The sequence below is a fragment of the Mesorhizobium sp. IMUNJ 23033 genome, assembly GCF_044778005.1.
Taxonomy (GTDB): domain Bacteria; phylum Pseudomonadota; class Alphaproteobacteria; order Rhizobiales; family Rhizobiaceae; genus Mesorhizobium; species Mesorhizobium amorphae_A.
This window is the reverse complement of the sequence record NZ_JBJACT010000029.1, coordinates 20,696-38,015: the sequence shown is the minus strand read 5'-3', so window position 1 is coordinate 38,015 and position 17,320 is coordinate 20,696. Positions and strand designations below refer to the sequence as shown.

The window sequence follows — 17,320 nt, the reverse complement described above, 5'->3', positions numbered from 1 at the left end:
AAACCAACAGCCCGCCGCCGTCAGCTCTGCGTCAGGCTCCGTCCTTCTTGAACTCAAATAGCTCGATGACGTTGCCCGATGGATCTTCGAGCAAGATGGCGCGGCCAGCACCGCTGTCGCTGATTTCCCCGCGGAATCTTGCATCAGCCCGGCGCAACCGCTCAATGAGGACATCGATCTCGTTCGTAACGATCATAAATCGGTTCCACCCGCCCGGCTTCGGATCGCCGCCCGCCTGACCACCGCTCCCCGCACCCGGGGCGCTGAGATATAACGTCAAGTCGTCGCGCAGCAGCGCGGCGAACTTGCCCGGATTGTGCTTGTCGATCTTGAAATCGAGATTGTCTCGATAGAACGCGACCGCCTCGTTGACGTCGGCAACGATGTATCGGACGGATGCCATTCAACCTTCTCCTCGGTTTTGTGGCCACAACGGTCATCTCGTGCAAAAGGTTTCCTGTCGGTGGTCGGCCCGACCGCTGGCCAGGTGCATGACGGACAGATCGCCAACACGCTGCTGGACCATCTCGGCGCGCGCACGACGCCCTAGTCATTCGGAGACCAATGGTATTTTTAGTGGAAGGCTAATATACATAGACGCTCGAACCAGCAGCGCCTGCCGAATGTTTGAGGAATGCCATGCGGAGGTTCATCTTCACGGCAATGTGCATCGCCGCGGCAACAGGCGCCAACGCCCATGATTGGTACGAAGACAGGATTGACCCGCTGACGAAATTCAAGTGCTGCGGCGGATCTGATTGCCGCGCCATACCTAGCTCTTCGGTACGGTCCAGAATTGATGGGGGCTACATTTACTTGCCGCATAATTTCATCATCCCGAAGGATCGCGTGCAGGAATCCCCAGACGGCCAATACCACATCTGCGAGAATACATACGTCATAACCAATCAGCTGTATTTGCGTTGCTTTTTCGCACCTCGGGTCAAGATCTCTCTCCTGCTCTCACGTTAAGGTAAATACTGCGCGTCGCTCGCTGCCCTGAACGGACGTTCGCGTTCACTACACAGGAAGCCAGAAGCTGCCGTCCCGGTTCCGGCCACCCGGAAGCGAGCTCTGCGATCCATCCGTTTCCTTCCGGCCGTGGTGGCCAAAGGAGAAACATCATGGGACTTTCACTGTACGATCCCGCAGCCAATTTCCCGCTGCCGCGCTCCACGCTATTGCGAGACGGTCAAATTTGAGCTTCCGCATTCATGCTTTGTCGAGCGTATCTCTTAGAGTCGCTTAAACCTTCTGCGCCGTAAGTTTTAGCCGTGCTGAATCGCCGTCAGCGACGATGACGACGAAATAGGAGAACGCAATGGCTCGCAATCACGTTGAACGTCTTGGAGAGTTCAGGGAAATCCTGGTCGCGACTCGACGCGAAGGAATCCGTAACGTGCACCATACTCGCGACGCAATGCGGGCAAGTGGCTTTCAGATCGGGGACAGCGACGGCTCCAGCTACGGAGCCGAGCTGAAGGCGCTCCAGGAGGAAATCGAGGCAGTCGATCGCGCCATTGAAGACGAGAAGCGGTTGGCCTTGACCCTCGAGAGCGCGGCTCAATCCCGCCGACCGACTAAACCGAGAATCGTGAAGGGAACATAGAGTCGGCCCTTGGCGCCCGTCGCCTCGAAGCGGTCGGCACTACCCTGGATAAGGTCGGCTTCAGCGCTTGCGCCGGCATGTCCGCTGTCTACCGGCCATCTTGGTCGCTGACGCGCCGCAGCGTGCCGAGATGATTGTCGTCGAGAAACTCTATCGTCATCGCCGACGCCTTGCCGTCCGGGCCGACGACGAAGCTGACGCCCGTTGGCCTGTCCGGTGTCTCGGCATCGGGGAAGGTCAGGAACAGGTCGCCGTCGAAATGCGTCAGCGAATAGGACCGGGCGCCAGCCGGGCCGACCTTGAGCACAAGGCCGTCTCCTGCACTCGACACGACCGCATCGCCGATGAAGTCGTTGGCGTAGCGGCCGGCATAGGCACCGGCCGGTCCGGCGGGCCTTACCGGAGACGGCGGCGCGGCATAGGCGGCCTTGGCCGCCTCGACCGCCGGACCGAACAGGCCGGCATAGATCCCGTCCCATGCCTTGATCCAATCCTTCTCGACCGTTCCGTCGAAGACGAGGTCCGCAAAACTGTCGGACAGCCCCTCGGGCACGCCTGTCGGAAAGGCATTGGCGATGATGACGATGCCAAGCTTCTCCTTCGGGAAGACTGTCACTAGGGTGCGCGCGCCGACGCTGAAGGCGCCCGCATGGCCCCAGCTAAGACCGTGCCGGCCGAATTCGACATTCCAGCCGAGGCCGTAGAAACTCTCGCCGCCGGAAACGGGGTTCTTGCCGCGCGTCATCAACGGCACATGCGTCTGCGCCAGCGCATCGGCGGCAATCAGCGTCTTGCCGGCATAGACCCCGTTGCCGGTTATGAGGCGCACCCATTGCGAGAGATCGCGTGCCGTGGAGCTGACGCCGCCCGCCGGCGCCTGCGCATCCGGATCGCGCTTGATCTTCGCGGCCCAGGCGCCATCAACCTTGACGTGGAGCGCGGCGCGATTGGCGTGCTTGACGAAGTCGGAATGGCGGGAGCTGGTCGAGGCCATGCCAAGCGGACGGTAGAGCTTTTCCTCGGCGACCTCCTCCCAGGGTTTGCCTGTCGGCTTGGCGGCAGCAATGGCACCCTCGGTCAGTCCGAAATTGCTGTAGGAGTAGCCGGCACGAAAGCTCGACGATGGCGGCACGGACCGCAGCCGATGCAGGATCTCGGCGCGGTCGTAGCCGATGTCCTCGAGGTCGTCTCCGGCGGTGCCCGGAAGCCCGCTGCGATGCGCGAAGAGGTCACGGACGGTGAGTTGGCTGGTCGGATAGGGATCGGCCAGCCGGAAGGCCGGATCGAGGTCGGCGATTTCCGAATCCCAGGACACGATCCCGTCGCTGACCAGCGCCGCCACGACGGTGGCGGAGACCGGTTTGGAGAGCGAGGCGATCTGGAACACGGTGTCGGCGTCGACGGCCTCAGGCTTGCCGGCCTCGCGATGCCCGAAACCTTTGAGGAAGATCACTTCGTCGTCGTGCACGACGCCGATGGAGAGACCGGGCACGGCACCGTCGGCGACGGCGGCTTCGGCGAGCGCTTCGAGCTTCGACAGGGCAGCCGCGATGCGTTCGGGCGTGATGTCGTCGGCCGATGCCGCACGCGGCCAGAACGCCATGACGACGATGAAGGCCCAGATGCGCCAATGGCAGAGATTCCGATCCAGCCGCACGATCGAGCCTCCTCCCCTGTATTCACCTGGTGATTGTACAGGCCGGCGCGCGCGAGGCCAACTCTCCCATCGGTTGTGAGTGTCGAACCTCTCTTAGGCTAGACAGTGGCAACCCAAAGGATACGCGCTCTGTCGCGCGTGCCAATCAACGGTCGCCGGCCGTTGCATCGCTGTGCGCGTCAGCCCGCTGACGCCCGGCGGTGCTTTCTCAGCCTGGTGATCGCCGACTTGTCGACCGTAATCACGCCGCCGCAGTCGATCCGCACAGTCAGCTTGTCGGCTTCGCGATCGATGCGGGTGACGTCCCCGACAAGGAGAACCTTGTCTCCGGCGCGGGTCTTGGGTGGCGGGTCGATCGCATAAGGATGGTCATACGATGGGATGCTCACCCTGGCGCGTCCGCTAGGAAGAATGGTGATGACGGTACCTGTCAGCGCGACCTCGTCACCGATCTCAAATTCCCGAGGCATGTTAAAATGCAGCATGGACTTCCTCCCGATGCTTTTCACAAATTAATGCCTGGCAAAGTGAGTTGGTTGCTTCAAATCGCTGGAAAACCCTCTCCGTCTGTCCGTTAAGCACTGCTTCAGCCCGCGGACAGGAATGCCGGCAACAATGGGCCCAATGCTGAAACTTGCGGCTGGCCTGGAAGGTTAAATTTAAGCACTTTCTACTAGGTTCGCCCGATGGGCTATTGTCCAGGAAAGGTATTCGGGTCGAATTGACCAGAACGGGATTCAATCTCGGCCGCGTGAGTCAGGCCGTTTTTTCTGCCGCCAACTTGCCGGCGGCGATAGCCTTTGTCGTGCTTCTGATCTGCGCCGTTTTTGCCGACCAGCAGAACAGACAAGTCTCCGATCAACTGGCGCGCGCCGATGTCCTGGCCAAGGTCAACATTATCCGCGCCAAGCTCGAGGGTAACATAAACGGCAATCTCCAGCTCGTGCGCGGCCTGGTATCGGCCATCGTCACCGAGCCCTATATGGGCCAGCAGAGATTTGCCTCGCTCGCCGGCAATCTGTTCGAGCAGAAATCGCAATTGCGCAACATCGCCGGCGCGCCGGACCTCGTCATTTCGCTGATGTACCCGATGGAAGGCAACGAGAAGGCGATCGGGCTCGATTACCGCAAGAACGAGGCGCAACGCACGGCGGCGCTTCGGGCGCGCGACGGACGCACGCTGGTGTTCGCCGGTCCGGTCGACCTGGCGCAAGGCGGACGCGGCTTCATAGGCCGCATCCCGGTCTTCGTGGCGACGGCGGGCGGCGGCGAGCGCTTCTGGGGAATCGTCTCGGCGGTAGTCGATGTCGAGAGGCTCTATGCGGCGAGCGGCCTCAACGACCCCCAACTCGACATCGATGTCGCGCTGACCGGCAAGGATGCGCTGGGCGGCGGTGGCGAACGTTTCTTCGGCGGCGATAATGTCATCGCCGGCGAGCCCGTGACGGCCGAAGTGCAGCTGCCTTCGGGCTCCTGGCGGATCTCGGCCATTCCCAAGGGCGGCTGGCCAGCGGCGCCGAAGAATGAGCGGACCTTGCAGGCACTCATGGCGCTCGCCGGCGTGCTGGTGGTGCTGCCGATCCTGGTGGCCGGGCGGCTGTTCGGCGAAAGGCAGAAAAACTATGCCGAGTTGAGACGCCTGTCCGGGCGGCTGGAGCTGGCGCTGGAGGCCTCGGGCATCGGCGTGTGGGAGCACGACCTCGCCACCAACGAACTGGTGTGGGACGACCGCGTCAACGAGATCTACGGCAGGCCCGCCGACGGCAAGCCGCGCGCCTATGATGACTGGTCGGGGACGATCCATCCCGACGATATCGAGCGTGCCCGGCAGGATTTCGACCAGGCCGCGGCGACCAAGGGCCTCTACTCCTCGCAATACCGCCTCGTCCATGCTGACGGCCATATCCGCCATGTCCGCACGCGCGCGACCTTCTTCCAGGACACTGGCGGCACGCCGAAGATGATCGGCGCCGAATGGGACGTGACCAGTGACGTGCTGCTCAACGAGAACCTGGTGCGCGAGCGGCAGCTGTCGGAATCGAAGAACGCCGAACTGGAGACCGCCAAGGCGCGCATCGAGCATGTGGCGCTTCACGATTCGCTGACCGGCCTGCCCAATCGCCGCTATCTCGACGAGATGCTGGCCGAAAGCGGCGAAGCCGGCCGGCGCACGGCGCTGCTGCATCTCGACCTCGACCGCTTCAAGCAAATCAACGACACACTCGGCCACGCAGCGGGCGATGCCATGCTGTTGCATGCCTCGAAGGTGATCAAGGCCAATGCCGGGGCAGCCGATTTCGTGGCGCGCATCGGCGGCGACGAGTTCGTGGTGGTGAGCCATGGCCGTGGCGACGACAAACTTGCCGAACTTGCCGACCGCATCATCGAAGAGATGCGCCAGCCGATCACCTACCAGGGCCACCAGTGCCGGTTCGGCGTCAGCATCGGCATTGCCGCCAACAGCGGGGTCGACGCCAAACAGTTGCTCGTCAATGCCGATCTCGCGCTTTACCGGGCGAAAAGCCATGGCCGCAATCGCTACGAATTCTTCAACGAGGAACTGCAGAGCGAGATCGTTCGGACCAAGCAGACCGCCGATGAAATCCTGGGCGGGCTGGAACGGAACGAATTCATCGCTTACTACCAGCCGCAGTTCGACGCCAAGACGCTCGAGATCGTCGGCGTCGAGGCGTTGTCGCGCTGGAAGCATCCGCGGCGCGGCATCCTCGCCCCCGCCGCCTATCTCAAGGTGGCCGAAGAGCTCAATGTCGTGGCGCTGATTGACAGCGTCACCCTCAAACAGGCGCTGGAGAATTTCGAGCGCTGGTCGCATCTCAACATCGCGCGCGTGTCGGTCAACGTCTCGGCCAGGCGCCTGGAGGACCGGGACCTGATCAAGGGGTTGCGCACGCTCGCCATCAAGGAAGGGACCGTGTCGTTCGAACTGGTCGAGTCGATCTTCCTCGACGAGAACGACGATTTCGTTTCCTGGAACATCGAGCAGATCAAGGAACTCGGCATCGACATCGAGATCGACGATTTCGGCACCGGCCACGCCTCGATCGTCAGCCTGCTCAAGCTGCAGCCGCGCCGGCTGAAGATCGACCGCCAGTTGATCACGCCGATCATCGACTCGAGGGCGCAGCGGCGGCTGGTGTCGTCCATCATCGAGATCGGCAAATCGCTCGGCATCGAAGTGGTGGCCGAAGGCGTCGAAACGATGGAACACGCGCGCATCCTGAAGGAATTGGGCTGCGACATCCTGCAGGGCTACGCCTTCGGCCGTCCGATGGACGCCAAGGCCTTCAAGGCCTTCGCCCAGTCGCGCAAATGGCTGGCGGTAGGGTAGCGGGGCGCCCTACGCCCTCAGTCCCGGCGGCCATGCGCCGCATGTCGGCCGTACAGTTCAGGTTTGCCATTTCCTGAAAGCTGACGTCGCAGGAAATCAGCTCGGTAGACAGTCTCAAGCGACGTTTCTCATCCACGCCAGGAAAGACTCTATGATCGTGGATCGCGGACTGTGATGCATCCAGACGACATAAAAGCTGTAGCCCGGCAAGGACAATGGATGCGCCTTGACGAGCGAGCCGTTCTCCAATTCACGGCCAACCACCACGTCACTAAAGATCGCAATACCTTGCCCGGCGACAACCGCATCGATCGCATGCAGTTCCTCGCGGAAGCTCAAATCCCAAGCTTTGTCCGGGATCAGCTCTGGATCGATTGAACGGGCCGTCGCTAGCCACCGGGACCAGGTGGGAGCGTCCGGATCCCGGTTCATCCAGTCAAAGTGGATCAACGGATAGCGCAGGAGATCTGCAGCACGCTCAATCGCTCGTCCGTCGCTTGCCAATAGTCGGGGACTGCAAATGGGAAAGAAGGAATCGCGGCATATTTCCTGCGCGGCAAAGCCCAAAGGCGGGCGACGTGTGTAGCGGATCGCCACATCCGCAGCGCCGGCGCGCAGATCGAGCAGCGCGTCCGTCCCGATGATCTCCAGCGGGATCGCCGGGTTGGCCTCTCGCCATTTCGGCAATCGAGGCACCAGCCATCGGCTCGCGAAAGCGTTCGGGCTCGTCACCCGCAATGGCGCTTGAACATCCGGCTCGGCCACTGCGGCAAGGGAGCCAGCGAGAAGATCAAAGCCGTTGCGGAGGATCGGAAACAGCCGCGCTCCCGCACTCGTCAGCACGAGCGGACGTGGCCGGCGCTGGAACAGCTTGAGACCGCATATCTCTTCCAGCAAGCGGACCTGGTGGCTGATCGCTGTCGGCGTCACGCCGAGTTCCGCCGCCGCGGCCTTGAAGCTGCCGTGCCGAGCGGCGGCCTCGAAGGCGTGCAAGGCGCGCAGAGGCGGGCGATTTGTCATGCCGGCAGCGTAGATGAATTTTGCTCATCTGGCAGCCAAGAATTTCGCTTTTGCAGAAGGTTGCGCCCCTGTGAGACCATCGTCCTGTTGAAACCGCAGAGCGATATCGATGGAGCTTCCACGACAGACCGGTGCGCTATTGGGTCGATCCCATTCTTCGACCACTGCGATCGAACAGCTACGGCAAGGCTTGCGGGGCGAAGTGGTATTGCCGACGGACGCTACCTACGATCAGGCACGGAGGGTCTGGAACGGGGCGATCGACAAACACCCTGCTGCAATTGTCTTTTGCGCCGATGCCGATGACGTCGTCCGTGCCGTGACTTATGCCAGGTCACAAGGCTTTGTCGTGGCAGTTCGCAGCGGCGGTCACAATGTCGCCGGTCTGTCAGTCTGCGACGATGGGATGGTGATCGATCTATCCCGCATGAAGAAAATCGCAGTCGATCCTGAGCGCCGCATCGCCAGGGCCGAAGCTGGTCTGACCCTCGGGGAGTTCGACGCAGCCACACAGGCGCACGGTCTTGCGACCACCATGGGCGTCAACAGCGACACCGGTATCGCCGGCCTCACACTCGGTGGAGGCTTCGGCAAACTCGGGCGAAAGCACGGTCTGAGCTGCGATAATTTGATCGCGGCCGAAATTGTCGCGGCCGACGGACGGCTGTTGCGAGCAAGCGCAAGCGAGCATCCCGAACTGTTCTGGGCCCTGCGAGGCGGCGGCGGCAATTTCGGCATAGTGACGGCGTTCGAATACCGGCTGCACCCGCTCGGCCCAGCTCTTCTGATGGGCTCGGTGCTTCACGCCTACGATCAGGCGCGCGAGGCCATGCGGTTTTACGACAAATTCTCCCGCGACGCTCCGGACGAAGTGAGCGTCGATGCGGCGCTCGTCACACTGCCCTCGGGCGACAGTGCCTTCAGCATCTCGGCTTGCTATGTCGGGGCACCCGAAGCGGGCGAATCCGTCATCGCGCCGCTGATGACATTCGGATCCCCCATCGAAAGCCACCTTCACGCCGTTCCCTATCTTCAGATTCAATCGGCGGGTGATAGCCTCTTTCCACGCGGGCGACGCTATTACTGGAAGGCGCAGTTCCTGCGTGAGATCAGCGATGGTGCGATCAACGCGCTGCTCGACAGTTACGCGAAGGCTCCCAATCACTCGTCCCTGCTGGTTTTCCAGCAGGTCGGCGGAGCAATCGCTCGTGTGCCGGCCTCCCACTCGCCCTACGCCAATCGCGACGCGGCCCTCGACTGCTTCCCCATCGCTATCTGGGACGATCCGGTCGATGACGAGGTAAATATCCGCTGGGCGCGCGACTTGTGGAACGCGGTCAGACCGTTCTCCACCGGCGGTGTCTACGCCAACAATCTTGGTGACGAGGGTGACGAGCGCGTGCGTGATGCCTACGGTGGAAATTATGCGCGCCTCGCCGCAATCAAGAAACGATACGACCCGACCAATTTCTTCCGATTGAACCAGAATATCAGTCCTGAATAGTTCGGAATATCGCGGGGGAACCGTGCGCAGTCGCTGGACGATCCTTGCTGTCCTGTTCGTCGCCCGCACGGCAATGGCATTTCAATTTCAGAGCGTCGCCGCCGTCGCGCCACTTGTCGGCGATAGCATCGGTGTGAGCTTGGCCGACATCGGCATTCTGATCGGTCTCTATCTTGCACCGGGAGTAGCGTTGGCCCTGCCTGGCGCGACCATCGGCCAGCGCTATGGCGACAAGGCGACCGTTCTCGCCGGCCTCCTGATGATGCTGGCGGGTGAAATGCTGATGACGTCGTCTACGTTCTGGAGCCTGCAGATCAGCGGCCGACTGATTGGCGGAACTGGCGGCGTTCTCTTGAACGTCCTGATGACCAAGATGGTCGCCGACTGGTTTGCCGGCCGGGAAATCGCAACCGCCTTGGCCATCTACATCAACTCGTGGCCAGCGGGCATCGCCATTGCTCTCATACTGCTGCCGGCAATCGGAACGGCGTTCGGGATGACCGCCGTGGGCATTGCCGTTTCGGTACTGATTATCGTCAGCCTCGGCCTGATGACCTTCGTCTATCGCGCCCCGGAGGTACCACCCGCCGGTGGAGATGAGCGCCACGGCATCTCGGCCTGGACGACCTATGCCCTGATCGCCGCCGGCCTGATCTGGTGCCTCTACAATGTCGGCTTCGCAATGGTCTTCAGCTTCGGTCCGTCGATGCTCGTCGAGCGCGGGTGGTCCAACTCTGCGGCGGGATCGACGATCAGCGTCGTGCTTTGGCTGGCCACCCTTTCTGTCCCCTTGGGTGGCTTCCTGGCCGATCGCACCAAACGCAGCGGCGCGGTTCTCGTCGCGGGCTGTGCCGGCCTTGCGTTCCTCATGCTTCTTCTGTCACGAAGCGGACTAGTGCTGCCCCTCATCATTGCCATGGGGATCGTATGCGGCTTGCCTGCCGGCGCGATTATGAGCTTGCCGACGCGCGTGCTCGGTCAGAGGACGCGATCGATCGGGATGGGAGTGTTCTACACCGTCTACTATGCCGGCATGCTGGCCGGACCGGCGATCGGCGGCAAACTTGCCACTTGGGCCGGCACCGCGACCGTCGCGCTCGATTTCGGCGCTGCCGCACTCCTCTTTTGCCCCCTCCTTCTTTGGCCATTCCACCGGATCAGCCGCCTTCCACAGCCGATAGTGGTTCCATCCAGGCAATAGTTAGACAGATAGGGCGGTTCATCGTTTCATCGACGCGACCAGGAGGCCGGTGCTCCTTGCCCATAAAATCCCAAGTCGATTACCGCTGCGCGCTTATCAGAATTCGATCGCGGCAGAGGCCACGGCATCGTTGAGCAGTCCGCTTCGTCTCGAAGGAGTGATGCCTACGGATATTTCGTCCGCCTTGCGATCGCATCCTGGGCGCTTGAATCGCCCTGCAACTCCTTTGGCAGTGGAAGGCTTGAGCACCGCAAGTGCACCTCGCGGGAAAACAATTTTCGTTGCTTCTGCTCATGCTCCTTGGTCGCTGCTACGAGCCCTAGTGAGTACGGGCCAAGCAGGACGCCGAAGCCCCACCCCGGGTGCTCTTTTTCGCGGGCGTCGTAGTCCGAAGCCGCCATTCGAGCTTGCTGGCATTCCGGCGACACCCATTTCGGGTCTTGCTTCGAAAGCGACGTTTCGTAGTCGACCGGGGAGGTCACGCATCCAGCCAATATCGCGGCCAACGCGACCAACATTGCAATTCTCATTCCGTAAGCCTCTCCTAAAGCGTTGCGGAGAGTACACAGAACTCTTCTCCCCACAACCCCCACAAGGCCATAGCTCCGGCAAGGCAGCCAGTAAGCACAGCTATCGGCCGCGCCCAGAAGACACGGACCGCGAAAACCCATGAAAACGAGATAGTTGTCGGGAGCCGCGCGGCTCGTTCGTCCTCTGGATGCAAAAGCGCAAGAACCGGATACCTGACCATGAGAAAGATCGTCGCAATCACGCACATCGACAACGTCATGCAATCACCCGGAGCCTTTCAATGACCCCCACCATCACAGCCTTTGAACGATCGCCCGACCGCGGCAGGGGACAGGCCCGTGACATGCGTGTTCGTTGGGCGCTCGAAGAAGTCGGCCAAGCTTACGACGTTCGTCCTGTTTCGTTCAGCGCGATGAAGCAACCCGCGCATCGTGCGCTTCAGCCTTTCGGGCAGATCCCGACCTATGAAGAAGGCGATCTCGCTCTGTTCGACTCGGGGGCCATCGTGTTCCATATCGCGGAGCGCAATGCGGGCCTGCTGCCGGACGACGCGAATGCCAGGGCGCGAGCGATCACATGGATGTTTGCCGCGGTCAGCACGCTGGAGCCGCCGATCGTGGATCGGGAAACCGCCATCCTCCTGGAGCGCGACGAGGCCTGGCACAAGCAGCGCCTGCCCATGGTCGAGGATCGTATCCGTAGCCGGCTGAGCGAACTCTCCGATCGCCTTGGCGATGCCGACTGGCTCGATGGTGCGTTCAGCGCCGGTGACCTCCTGATGGTGATGGTGCTGCGCAGGTTGAACCGATCGGCTCTGCTGGACGAATATCCGAACCTCTCCGCCTATGTCGCCCGCGGCCAAGCGCGGCCGGCCTTCAAGCGTGCTTTCGAAGCTCAATTGGCGGTTTTCACCACCGCATCAAACGACGGATGAGGGCCGCTCCAGATCACTTGCGGCAGACGCGAGTGGGCGTCCGCCTTGTGCCAATTGCCGCCTAGCCCCTAGCTCCTCAGCCCCGGCGCTTCCTGCCCGGTGCGCTCGACATACTCCGTATAGCCGCCGCCATAGGTGTGGATGCCTTCGGGCGTCAGTTCGAGCACGCGGTTGGAGAGTGCGGCCAGGAAATGGCGGTCGTGCGAGACGAACAGCATCGTGCCTTCATATTGCGAGAGGGCGGTGATCAGCATCTCCTTGGTGGCGATGTCGAGATGGTTGGTCGGCTCGTCCAGCACCAGCAGATTGGGCGGATCGAACAGCATCAGCGCCATCACCAGCCGGGCCTTCTCGCCGCCTGACAGCACGCGGCATTTCTTCTCGATCTCATCGCCGGAAAAGCCGAAGCAACCGGCAAGCGCCCTGAGTGGTGCCTGGCCGGCCTGCGGGAAGTTATCCTCCAGCGTCTGGAACACGGTGCGCTCGCCCTCCAGCAGCTCCATGGCGTGCTGGGCGAAATATCCCATCTTGACGCTCGGGCCGCGCGCCACCGTGCCGGCATCGGGGTCGGACGCGCCGGCCACCAGCTTCAACAGCGTCGACTTGCCGGCGCCGTTGACGCCCATGATGCACCAGCGCTCGCGGCGGCGGACTTGAAAATCCAGCCCCTCATAGATCGAGCGGCTGCCGTAGCCCTTGTGGACGTTCTTCAGCGTCACCACGTCCTCGCCGCAGCGCGGCGCCGGCTGGAATTCGAAATTGACGATCTGGCGGCGCTTCGGCGGCTCGACGCGGTCGATCTTGTCCAGCTTCTTTACCCGGCTCTGCACCTGCGCGGCATGCGAGGCGCGCGCCTTGAAGCGTTCGATGAAGGCGATCTCCTTGGCCAGCATCGCCTGCTGGCGCTCGAACTGCGCCTGTTGCTGCTTGTCGGCGATCGCCCGCTGCTGCTGGTAGAATTCGTAGTTTCCCGAGTAAGCGGTGAGCGAGCCGGCGTCGATCTCCACCACCTTGTTGACGATGCGGTTCATGAACTCGCGGTCGTGCGAGGTCATCAGCAGCGCGCCGTCGTAACCCTTGAGGAACTGCTCCAGCCAGATCAGGCTTTCGAGATCGAGATGGTTGCTCGGCTCGTCGAGCAGCATGACATCGGGGCGCATCAACAGAATGCGGGCCAGTGCCACGCGCATCTTCCAGCCGCCGGAGAGTTTGCCGACGTCGCCATCCATCATCTCCTGGGAAAAGCCGAGGCCGTCGAGCACCTCACGCGCGCGGCCGTCGAGCGCATAGCCGTCGAGTTCCTCGAAACGGTGCTGCGCCTCGCCATATTTTTCGATGATCTCGTCCATCCGGTCGGCCTGGTCGGGATCGGCCATGGCCGCCTCGAGTTCCGCCATTTCGGCCGCCACGTCGCTGACCGGCCCTGCGCCGTTCATCACTTCGGCGACTGCGCTGTGGCCTGCCATGTCGCCGACATCCTGGCTGAAATAACCAATAGTGACGCCGCGATCGACTTGCACCTGGCCCTCGTCGGGCTGTTCCTCACCATTGATCATGCGAAACAAAGTCGTCTTGCCGGCGCCGTTGGGGCCGACAAGGCCAATCTTCTCGCCCTTCTGCAGCGCGGCCGAAGCCTCGATGAAGACGATCTGACGGCCATTCTGCTTGCCGATGCTTTCGAGACGAATCATGGGGTGTTCCGGGAGGCCGATGCGAGGTTGAGGGATTTGCCCGGGGCCATACGCGAATGAGGGTGCCGGGGGAAGAGGCAGAAGCGCCGCAGCGCCGACAGTGAAGGCTAGCGACGGCGGCAGTGACAGCCGATCTCCCCCCTCGCGGGGAGATTGGCAGCCGCGGCGCCAGGCCTCTACTTCGCGTCGTGGAAGATGATGCCGACCGTATGCCGCATGCCCGAGCGCAGGCGGCTGACGCCGTGCCTGAGATTGACCCGATAATGGCCCTTGGTGCCTTGCACCGGGCGGTTGTGGACGGCGAAGACCACGGCGTCGCCCTGGGTGAGCGGCACGACCTCGGCGCGGCTCTGCATGCGCGGGCGCTGCTCGGTCAGCACGAACTCACCGCCGGTAAAATCCTCGCCTGGCTCCGACAGCAGGATTGCCACCTGCAGCGGGAAGGCGAGATCGCCATAGAGGTCCTGGTGCAGGCAGTTGAAGTCGCCGGGGCCGTATTGCAGCAAGAGCGGCGTCGGCCGCATCTGGCCGTTGTCGTGGCATTGCTTCAGGAATGCGGCGTGGTCCGCGGGATAGCGCTGCGCCAGCCCCAAGCGCTCGTTCCAATCGTTGGCGACCTCGGCCAGACGCGGATAGAGCGCGGTGCGCAAGGCGCCGATCAGATCAGGCAAAGGGTAACGGAAATAGCGATACTCGCCCTTGCCGAAACCGTGACGTGCCATGTGGACATGACTCCGGAAGTGCTCTTCGTGCGGATAGAGCACCGCGATCTCGGCGCATTCCTCGGGCGAAAGCAGCTTTTCCATGACGGCGCAGCCATGGTTGTTCAGTTCGCTAGCCAGTTCGCTCCAGTCCTGATCGGCGACACGCGCCTCCGCCGAACGATTTGCACGACGAGCACTTATCGAATGGATGGTCATGGGGTTGCTCCCGGTCGGTTGGTTGCCCAAAGTGGGGCGAACAGAGGGCGTTAGCCACCCGTTTCATGCGGAGATTGGGCGCCACTTTCCCTTCTCCCCTTGTGGGAGAAGGTGGATCGGCGCGACAGCGCCGAGACGGATGAGGGGTGTTGGAAGGAATGAGGCGGCGGCGATTTCAGACACAATGCCAAGCTGGAACACCCCTCATCCGACCGAGCTTCGCTCGGCCACCTTCTCCCACAAGGGGAGAAGGGAAGATCGCACGTCACCGCCTCCGATAACCCTCCAGCTCCGGATCGAGATCGACGCGCACCGCGTTGGTGAACACGCAGGTCGCCACCATGATGCCGGCGAAGGCGACGAGATTGACCAGCGTCGGCTCATCGTAGCGTGCCTTCAGCCCGGCCCAGATCGCGGAAACCGCGTTGGCGTCGGTGGCGACCGCAGTACCGAAGTCGATCAGCAGCGCCTCGTCGGCGTTGGGTTCGATGCTACCGGGGTCGAGCCCTGACTCGATCAGCGCGCGGCGGAAGAAGGTGACCGGGATCTCGGCCCGGCAGCTTTCAGAAATCGCCAGCGACAGCAGCCAGATCGCGCGATCGCCGAGCGTGGGCCTGAGCAGGTCGCGCAGGGTGAACCATTCGGCGTAGATGCGGTGGGCGGCCGGCGAGTGCAGTTGGATGCGCTTCATGTTGGTCATGCGGCCGCGCAGGCGAAGCTCCTCGTCATGCGCGGCGCGGATCTCGGGCGATGCCGTGGCGTACTCAATCGGCGGGATCATGGCCATGGGATGGTCCTTGGTTTGAAGCTTCGACGATTGGCGGTTCCTCGCCCCCACGGGAGTGGGGGAGAGGTGGCTCGGCGAATTTGAGACGGAGAGGGGACTGGCGCGACCGTGGCCCGAGTTTCTTCGACCGATGTCATTTGCCCTGCGAGGGCCCCCTCTCCGGCCGCTTCGCGGCCACCTCTCCCCCGCCCCTGGCAGGGGCGAGGAACCCAAGTTCTGCAACTTCTCACCCGCCAAGCGCAGCATGCAACTCCGGCGGCGTGCCTAGCGTGTTGCTCACCGTGCAGATCGTCTCGGCGTCCTCGACGATCCGTTGCTTCGTCGCTTGATCGAGATCGCCCGAAATGTCGAGCGTGATCGAAATCCGGCCGACGCGGGAAGAGTCGCCCTCCGCCTTTTCGCCTGACACATCGGCACGCACCTCGCCAAGGCTAGCGGCAACGCCGAGGCGCGTGGCGGCGATGCGGGCGCTCAGCACCATGCAGGCGGCCAAAGAGGCGTAGAGCAGGTCGAGCGGATTGAAACCCGGCGCGCTGACCGCGGTGACGACATCGACCGTGCCGCCGGTCGGCGTGGTGACGACCGGCAGGCCGCCCGGCGGCAGGACGGCCAGCGCGCCGGTGACGCGGGTCCTCACCTTGAGTTCACCCATGGCAAAATCCTTTTCGACCGCGGCAGACAAAAATCAAGGGCGCAGCCGCCGTGGCGCGCGCCCTGCCCCGCTATATGGTATGCCCGGGGTCGACGCCGCAACATCGACTGTTGTCTCCGATTTCGCTACGCTGTGGCACTTCTGAATTGTCCTGTTGCTGCACTGTTTCGAGGTTCGGCAATGAATCGCCGTCTCGCCTTTGGTTTGATTGCAGTTGCCGGCCTTGGCCTGCTTGGCGGCGGCCTGTTGCTTGTTGGCCAGACCGCGGTTTCGCCCGACGCAATCCAATCGTCGGTTATCCGTACCCCTGCGCTGATCGACAGCGCCTGGAAGCTGCCGGTGGCGGCCACGTTCAACGCCGGCCTTGACTGGCAATCGAACGGCTCGCGGTGCGGTCCGGCCAGCGTCGCAAACACATTCCGTTCCATCGGCGAGGAGGAGACAAGCGAGGCCGAAGTCCTCGAGGGCACGGGAAAGTGCTGGACAGGATTTTGCATCGTCGGGCTGACACTGGACGAGGTTGCCGAGGTCGCCCGAACGAAGACCAGTCGGAAAGTCTCCGTGCTGCGGAACCTGAGCGCCGACGAATTCCGCGAGCACATGAAGCGCGCCAACGACCCGGGCCGCCGTTACATCGTCAACTTCACCCGCGAGAATATCTTCGGCGCCGGCAGCGGCCATTTTTCCCCGATCGGTGGCTATCTGGAGGCCGAGGACATGGTTTTCGTCCTCGACGTCAACGAGCGCTACAAGCCCTGGCTGGTCGAGCGTGAACGCCTGTTCTCGGCCATGGACACGATCGACAGCGATGGCGACAAGAAGCGCGGTTTGCTGCTGATCGAGTAGCGCCTGGGTGCATCCAGGGCGTAAAAAATTGCCCGATTTCAAGCCGATACGAACAAGCGCGAAGGCGCAGCTTCCATATGTGGGCTCATTCACACGGCCGCAGGGCACTGACTGCTATATTAGCCTCTTCGCACAATGGAGGCTCAAATGAGGTTCGTCGCAGTGCAGGAGCCGCCCGACACCTGGGCGGTGTTCGACACGACCATCGATGAGCCCACCGACTACTCTGGTCGCGTCCTTTTTGGTTTGACGTCGAGTGAGGCCCAATGGTTCGCCGCTGTGGCAAATGATGAAGTTTCATGGCGGGAAAGCAACGCATCGGGTGCGCATCAGCGGCTGGTCGGCTGTTCATCTGCCAGTTTTCTTGCCGGCACTCGTTCCGGTTCTTACGGCCTTTGGCTAGCCAGGCAACGCGCCTGGCCGCTTCCCTCCTCCTGCTTGTGGGACAGGGAAGACGTCTCCCTGCGGCCACCGATTTGCAACTAGGGGATCGCAGTCAGCGCGTAGACCCGCGCAAAATATACTTCTGGATCTTGGCGGACGCGATGCGCGGCAGGGTTTTGGTAAGCAGAGATTCCTTCGGCACCTTGTAGCGGGCGATGCGAGCCGCGCAGTGGCT

Annotated in this window: 16 protein-coding genes; 7 read left to right on the top strand and 9 right to left on the bottom strand. The window is 62.4% G+C overall.

The features are described 5' to 3' along the window. Positions 1-31: 31 nt before the first annotated feature. Complete coding sequence (locus tag ACFX5Q_RS26350; protein WP_404282742.1) at positions 32-403, bottom strand: VOC family protein; 372 nt, start codon at positions 401-403, stop codon at positions 32-34. A gap of 918 nt (positions 404-1,321) precedes the next feature. On the opposite strand from ACFX5Q_RS26350, the gene ACFX5Q_RS26345 reads away from it, so the two are divergent. Next, the gene (locus tag ACFX5Q_RS26345; protein ID WP_404282741.1) at positions 1,322-1,609 is read left to right on the top strand and encodes a hypothetical protein; all 288 of its coding nucleotides are present in this window, start codon (positions 1,322-1,324) and stop codon (positions 1,607-1,609) included. Positions 1,610-1,697: 88 nt separating this feature from the next. Here ACFX5Q_RS26345 and ACFX5Q_RS26340 read toward each other — a convergent pair whose 3' ends face one another. Together ACFX5Q_RS26340 and ACFX5Q_RS26335 are read right to left on the bottom strand one after the other, a co-directional pair. Further along, positions 1,698-3,266: a serine hydrolase gene (locus ACFX5Q_RS26340; RefSeq protein ID WP_404282740.1), complete on the bottom strand. Its 1,569-nt coding sequence runs from the start codon at positions 3,264-3,266 to the stop codon at positions 1,698-1,700. Between the two features lie 179 nt (positions 3,267-3,445). Continuing rightward, positions 3,446-3,751 (bottom strand): hypothetical protein, encoded by a 306-nt coding sequence (locus tag ACFX5Q_RS26335; RefSeq protein WP_404282739.1) that lies wholly within the window; start codon positions 3,749-3,751, stop codon positions 3,446-3,448. 266 nt (positions 3,752-4,017) lie between these two features. On the opposite strand from ACFX5Q_RS26335, the gene ACFX5Q_RS26330 reads away from it, so the two are divergent. Beyond that, positions 4,018-6,615, top strand: coding sequence for an EAL domain-containing protein (locus ACFX5Q_RS26330; protein WP_404282738.1), 2,598 nt, complete (start codon positions 4,018-4,020; stop codon positions 6,613-6,615). Between the two features lie 114 nt (positions 6,616-6,729). Here ACFX5Q_RS26330 and ACFX5Q_RS26325 read toward each other — a convergent pair whose 3' ends face one another. Beyond that, a complete protein-coding gene (locus ACFX5Q_RS26325; RefSeq protein ID WP_404282737.1) occupies positions 6,730-7,635 on the bottom strand; it encodes a LysR substrate-binding domain-containing protein in 906 nt (301 codons plus the stop codon). 202 nt (positions 7,636-7,837) lie between these two features. Here ACFX5Q_RS26325 and ACFX5Q_RS26320 point away from each other — a divergent pair, with 202 nt between their 5' ends. Both ACFX5Q_RS26320 and ACFX5Q_RS26315 read left to right on the top strand, forming a co-directional pair. After that, positions 7,838-9,139 carry an FAD-binding oxidoreductase gene (locus ACFX5Q_RS26320; protein ID WP_404282827.1) on the top strand — a complete coding sequence of 434 codons (1,302 nt, stop codon included), beginning with the start codon at positions 7,838-7,840 and terminating at the stop codon, positions 9,137-9,139. Positions 9,140-9,161: 22 nt separating this feature from the next. Continuing rightward, the gene (locus tag ACFX5Q_RS26315; protein ID WP_404282736.1) at positions 9,162-10,340 is read left to right on the top strand and encodes a CynX/NimT family MFS transporter; all 1,179 of its coding nucleotides are present in this window, start codon (positions 9,162-9,164) and stop codon (positions 10,338-10,340) included. Between the two features lie 164 nt (positions 10,341-10,504). Here the strand turns inward: ACFX5Q_RS26315 and ACFX5Q_RS26310 are convergent, their stop codons facing one another. Then, positions 10,505-10,870, bottom strand: a complete 366-nt coding sequence (locus ACFX5Q_RS26310) for a hypothetical protein (protein ID WP_404282735.1) — start codon at positions 10,868-10,870, stop codon at positions 10,505-10,507. A 281-nt stretch (positions 10,871-11,151) separates the two neighbouring features. Between ACFX5Q_RS26310 and ACFX5Q_RS26305 the strand changes: the two genes are divergently transcribed. Beyond that, complete coding sequence (locus tag ACFX5Q_RS26305) at positions 11,152-11,805, top strand: glutathione S-transferase family protein (protein ID WP_404282734.1); 654 nt, start codon at positions 11,152-11,154, stop codon at positions 11,803-11,805. A gap of 68 nt (positions 11,806-11,873) precedes the next feature. Here ACFX5Q_RS26305 and ACFX5Q_RS26300 read toward each other — a convergent pair whose 3' ends face one another. The 4 genes from ACFX5Q_RS26300 to ACFX5Q_RS26285 form a co-directional block, all read right to left on the bottom strand. Then, positions 11,874-13,496, bottom strand: a complete 1,623-nt coding sequence (locus tag ACFX5Q_RS26300) for an ABC-F family ATP-binding cassette domain-containing protein (protein ID WP_006201480.1) — start codon at positions 13,494-13,496, stop codon at positions 11,874-11,876. 176 nt (positions 13,497-13,672) lie between these two features. Beyond that, entirely contained in the window at positions 13,673-14,416 is a 744-nt protein-coding gene (locus tag ACFX5Q_RS26295) for a 2OG-Fe(II) oxygenase (RefSeq protein WP_404282733.1), read from the bottom strand. Between the two features lie 265 nt (positions 14,417-14,681). Continuing rightward, positions 14,682-15,203, bottom strand: coding sequence for a hypothetical protein (locus tag ACFX5Q_RS26290; RefSeq protein WP_404282732.1), 522 nt, complete (start codon positions 15,201-15,203; stop codon positions 14,682-14,684). 226 nt (positions 15,204-15,429) lie between these two features. After that, positions 15,430-15,855, bottom strand: a complete 426-nt coding sequence (locus ACFX5Q_RS26285) for an OsmC family protein (RefSeq protein ID WP_404282731.1) — start codon at positions 15,853-15,855, stop codon at positions 15,430-15,432. Positions 15,856-16,035: 180 nt separating this feature from the next. Here ACFX5Q_RS26285 and ACFX5Q_RS26280 point away from each other — a divergent pair, with 180 nt between their 5' ends. Both ACFX5Q_RS26280 and ACFX5Q_RS26275 read left to right on the top strand, forming a co-directional pair. Continuing rightward, complete coding sequence (locus ACFX5Q_RS26280) at positions 16,036-16,701, top strand: phytochelatin synthase family protein (RefSeq protein ID WP_404282730.1); 666 nt, start codon at positions 16,036-16,038, stop codon at positions 16,699-16,701. Between the two features lie 147 nt (positions 16,702-16,848). Then, on the top strand, positions 16,849-17,187 hold the full coding sequence (locus ACFX5Q_RS26275) for a hypothetical protein (protein ID WP_404282729.1): 339 nt from the start codon (positions 16,849-16,851) through the stop codon (positions 17,185-17,187). Positions 17,188-17,320: the final 133 nt, after the last annotated feature.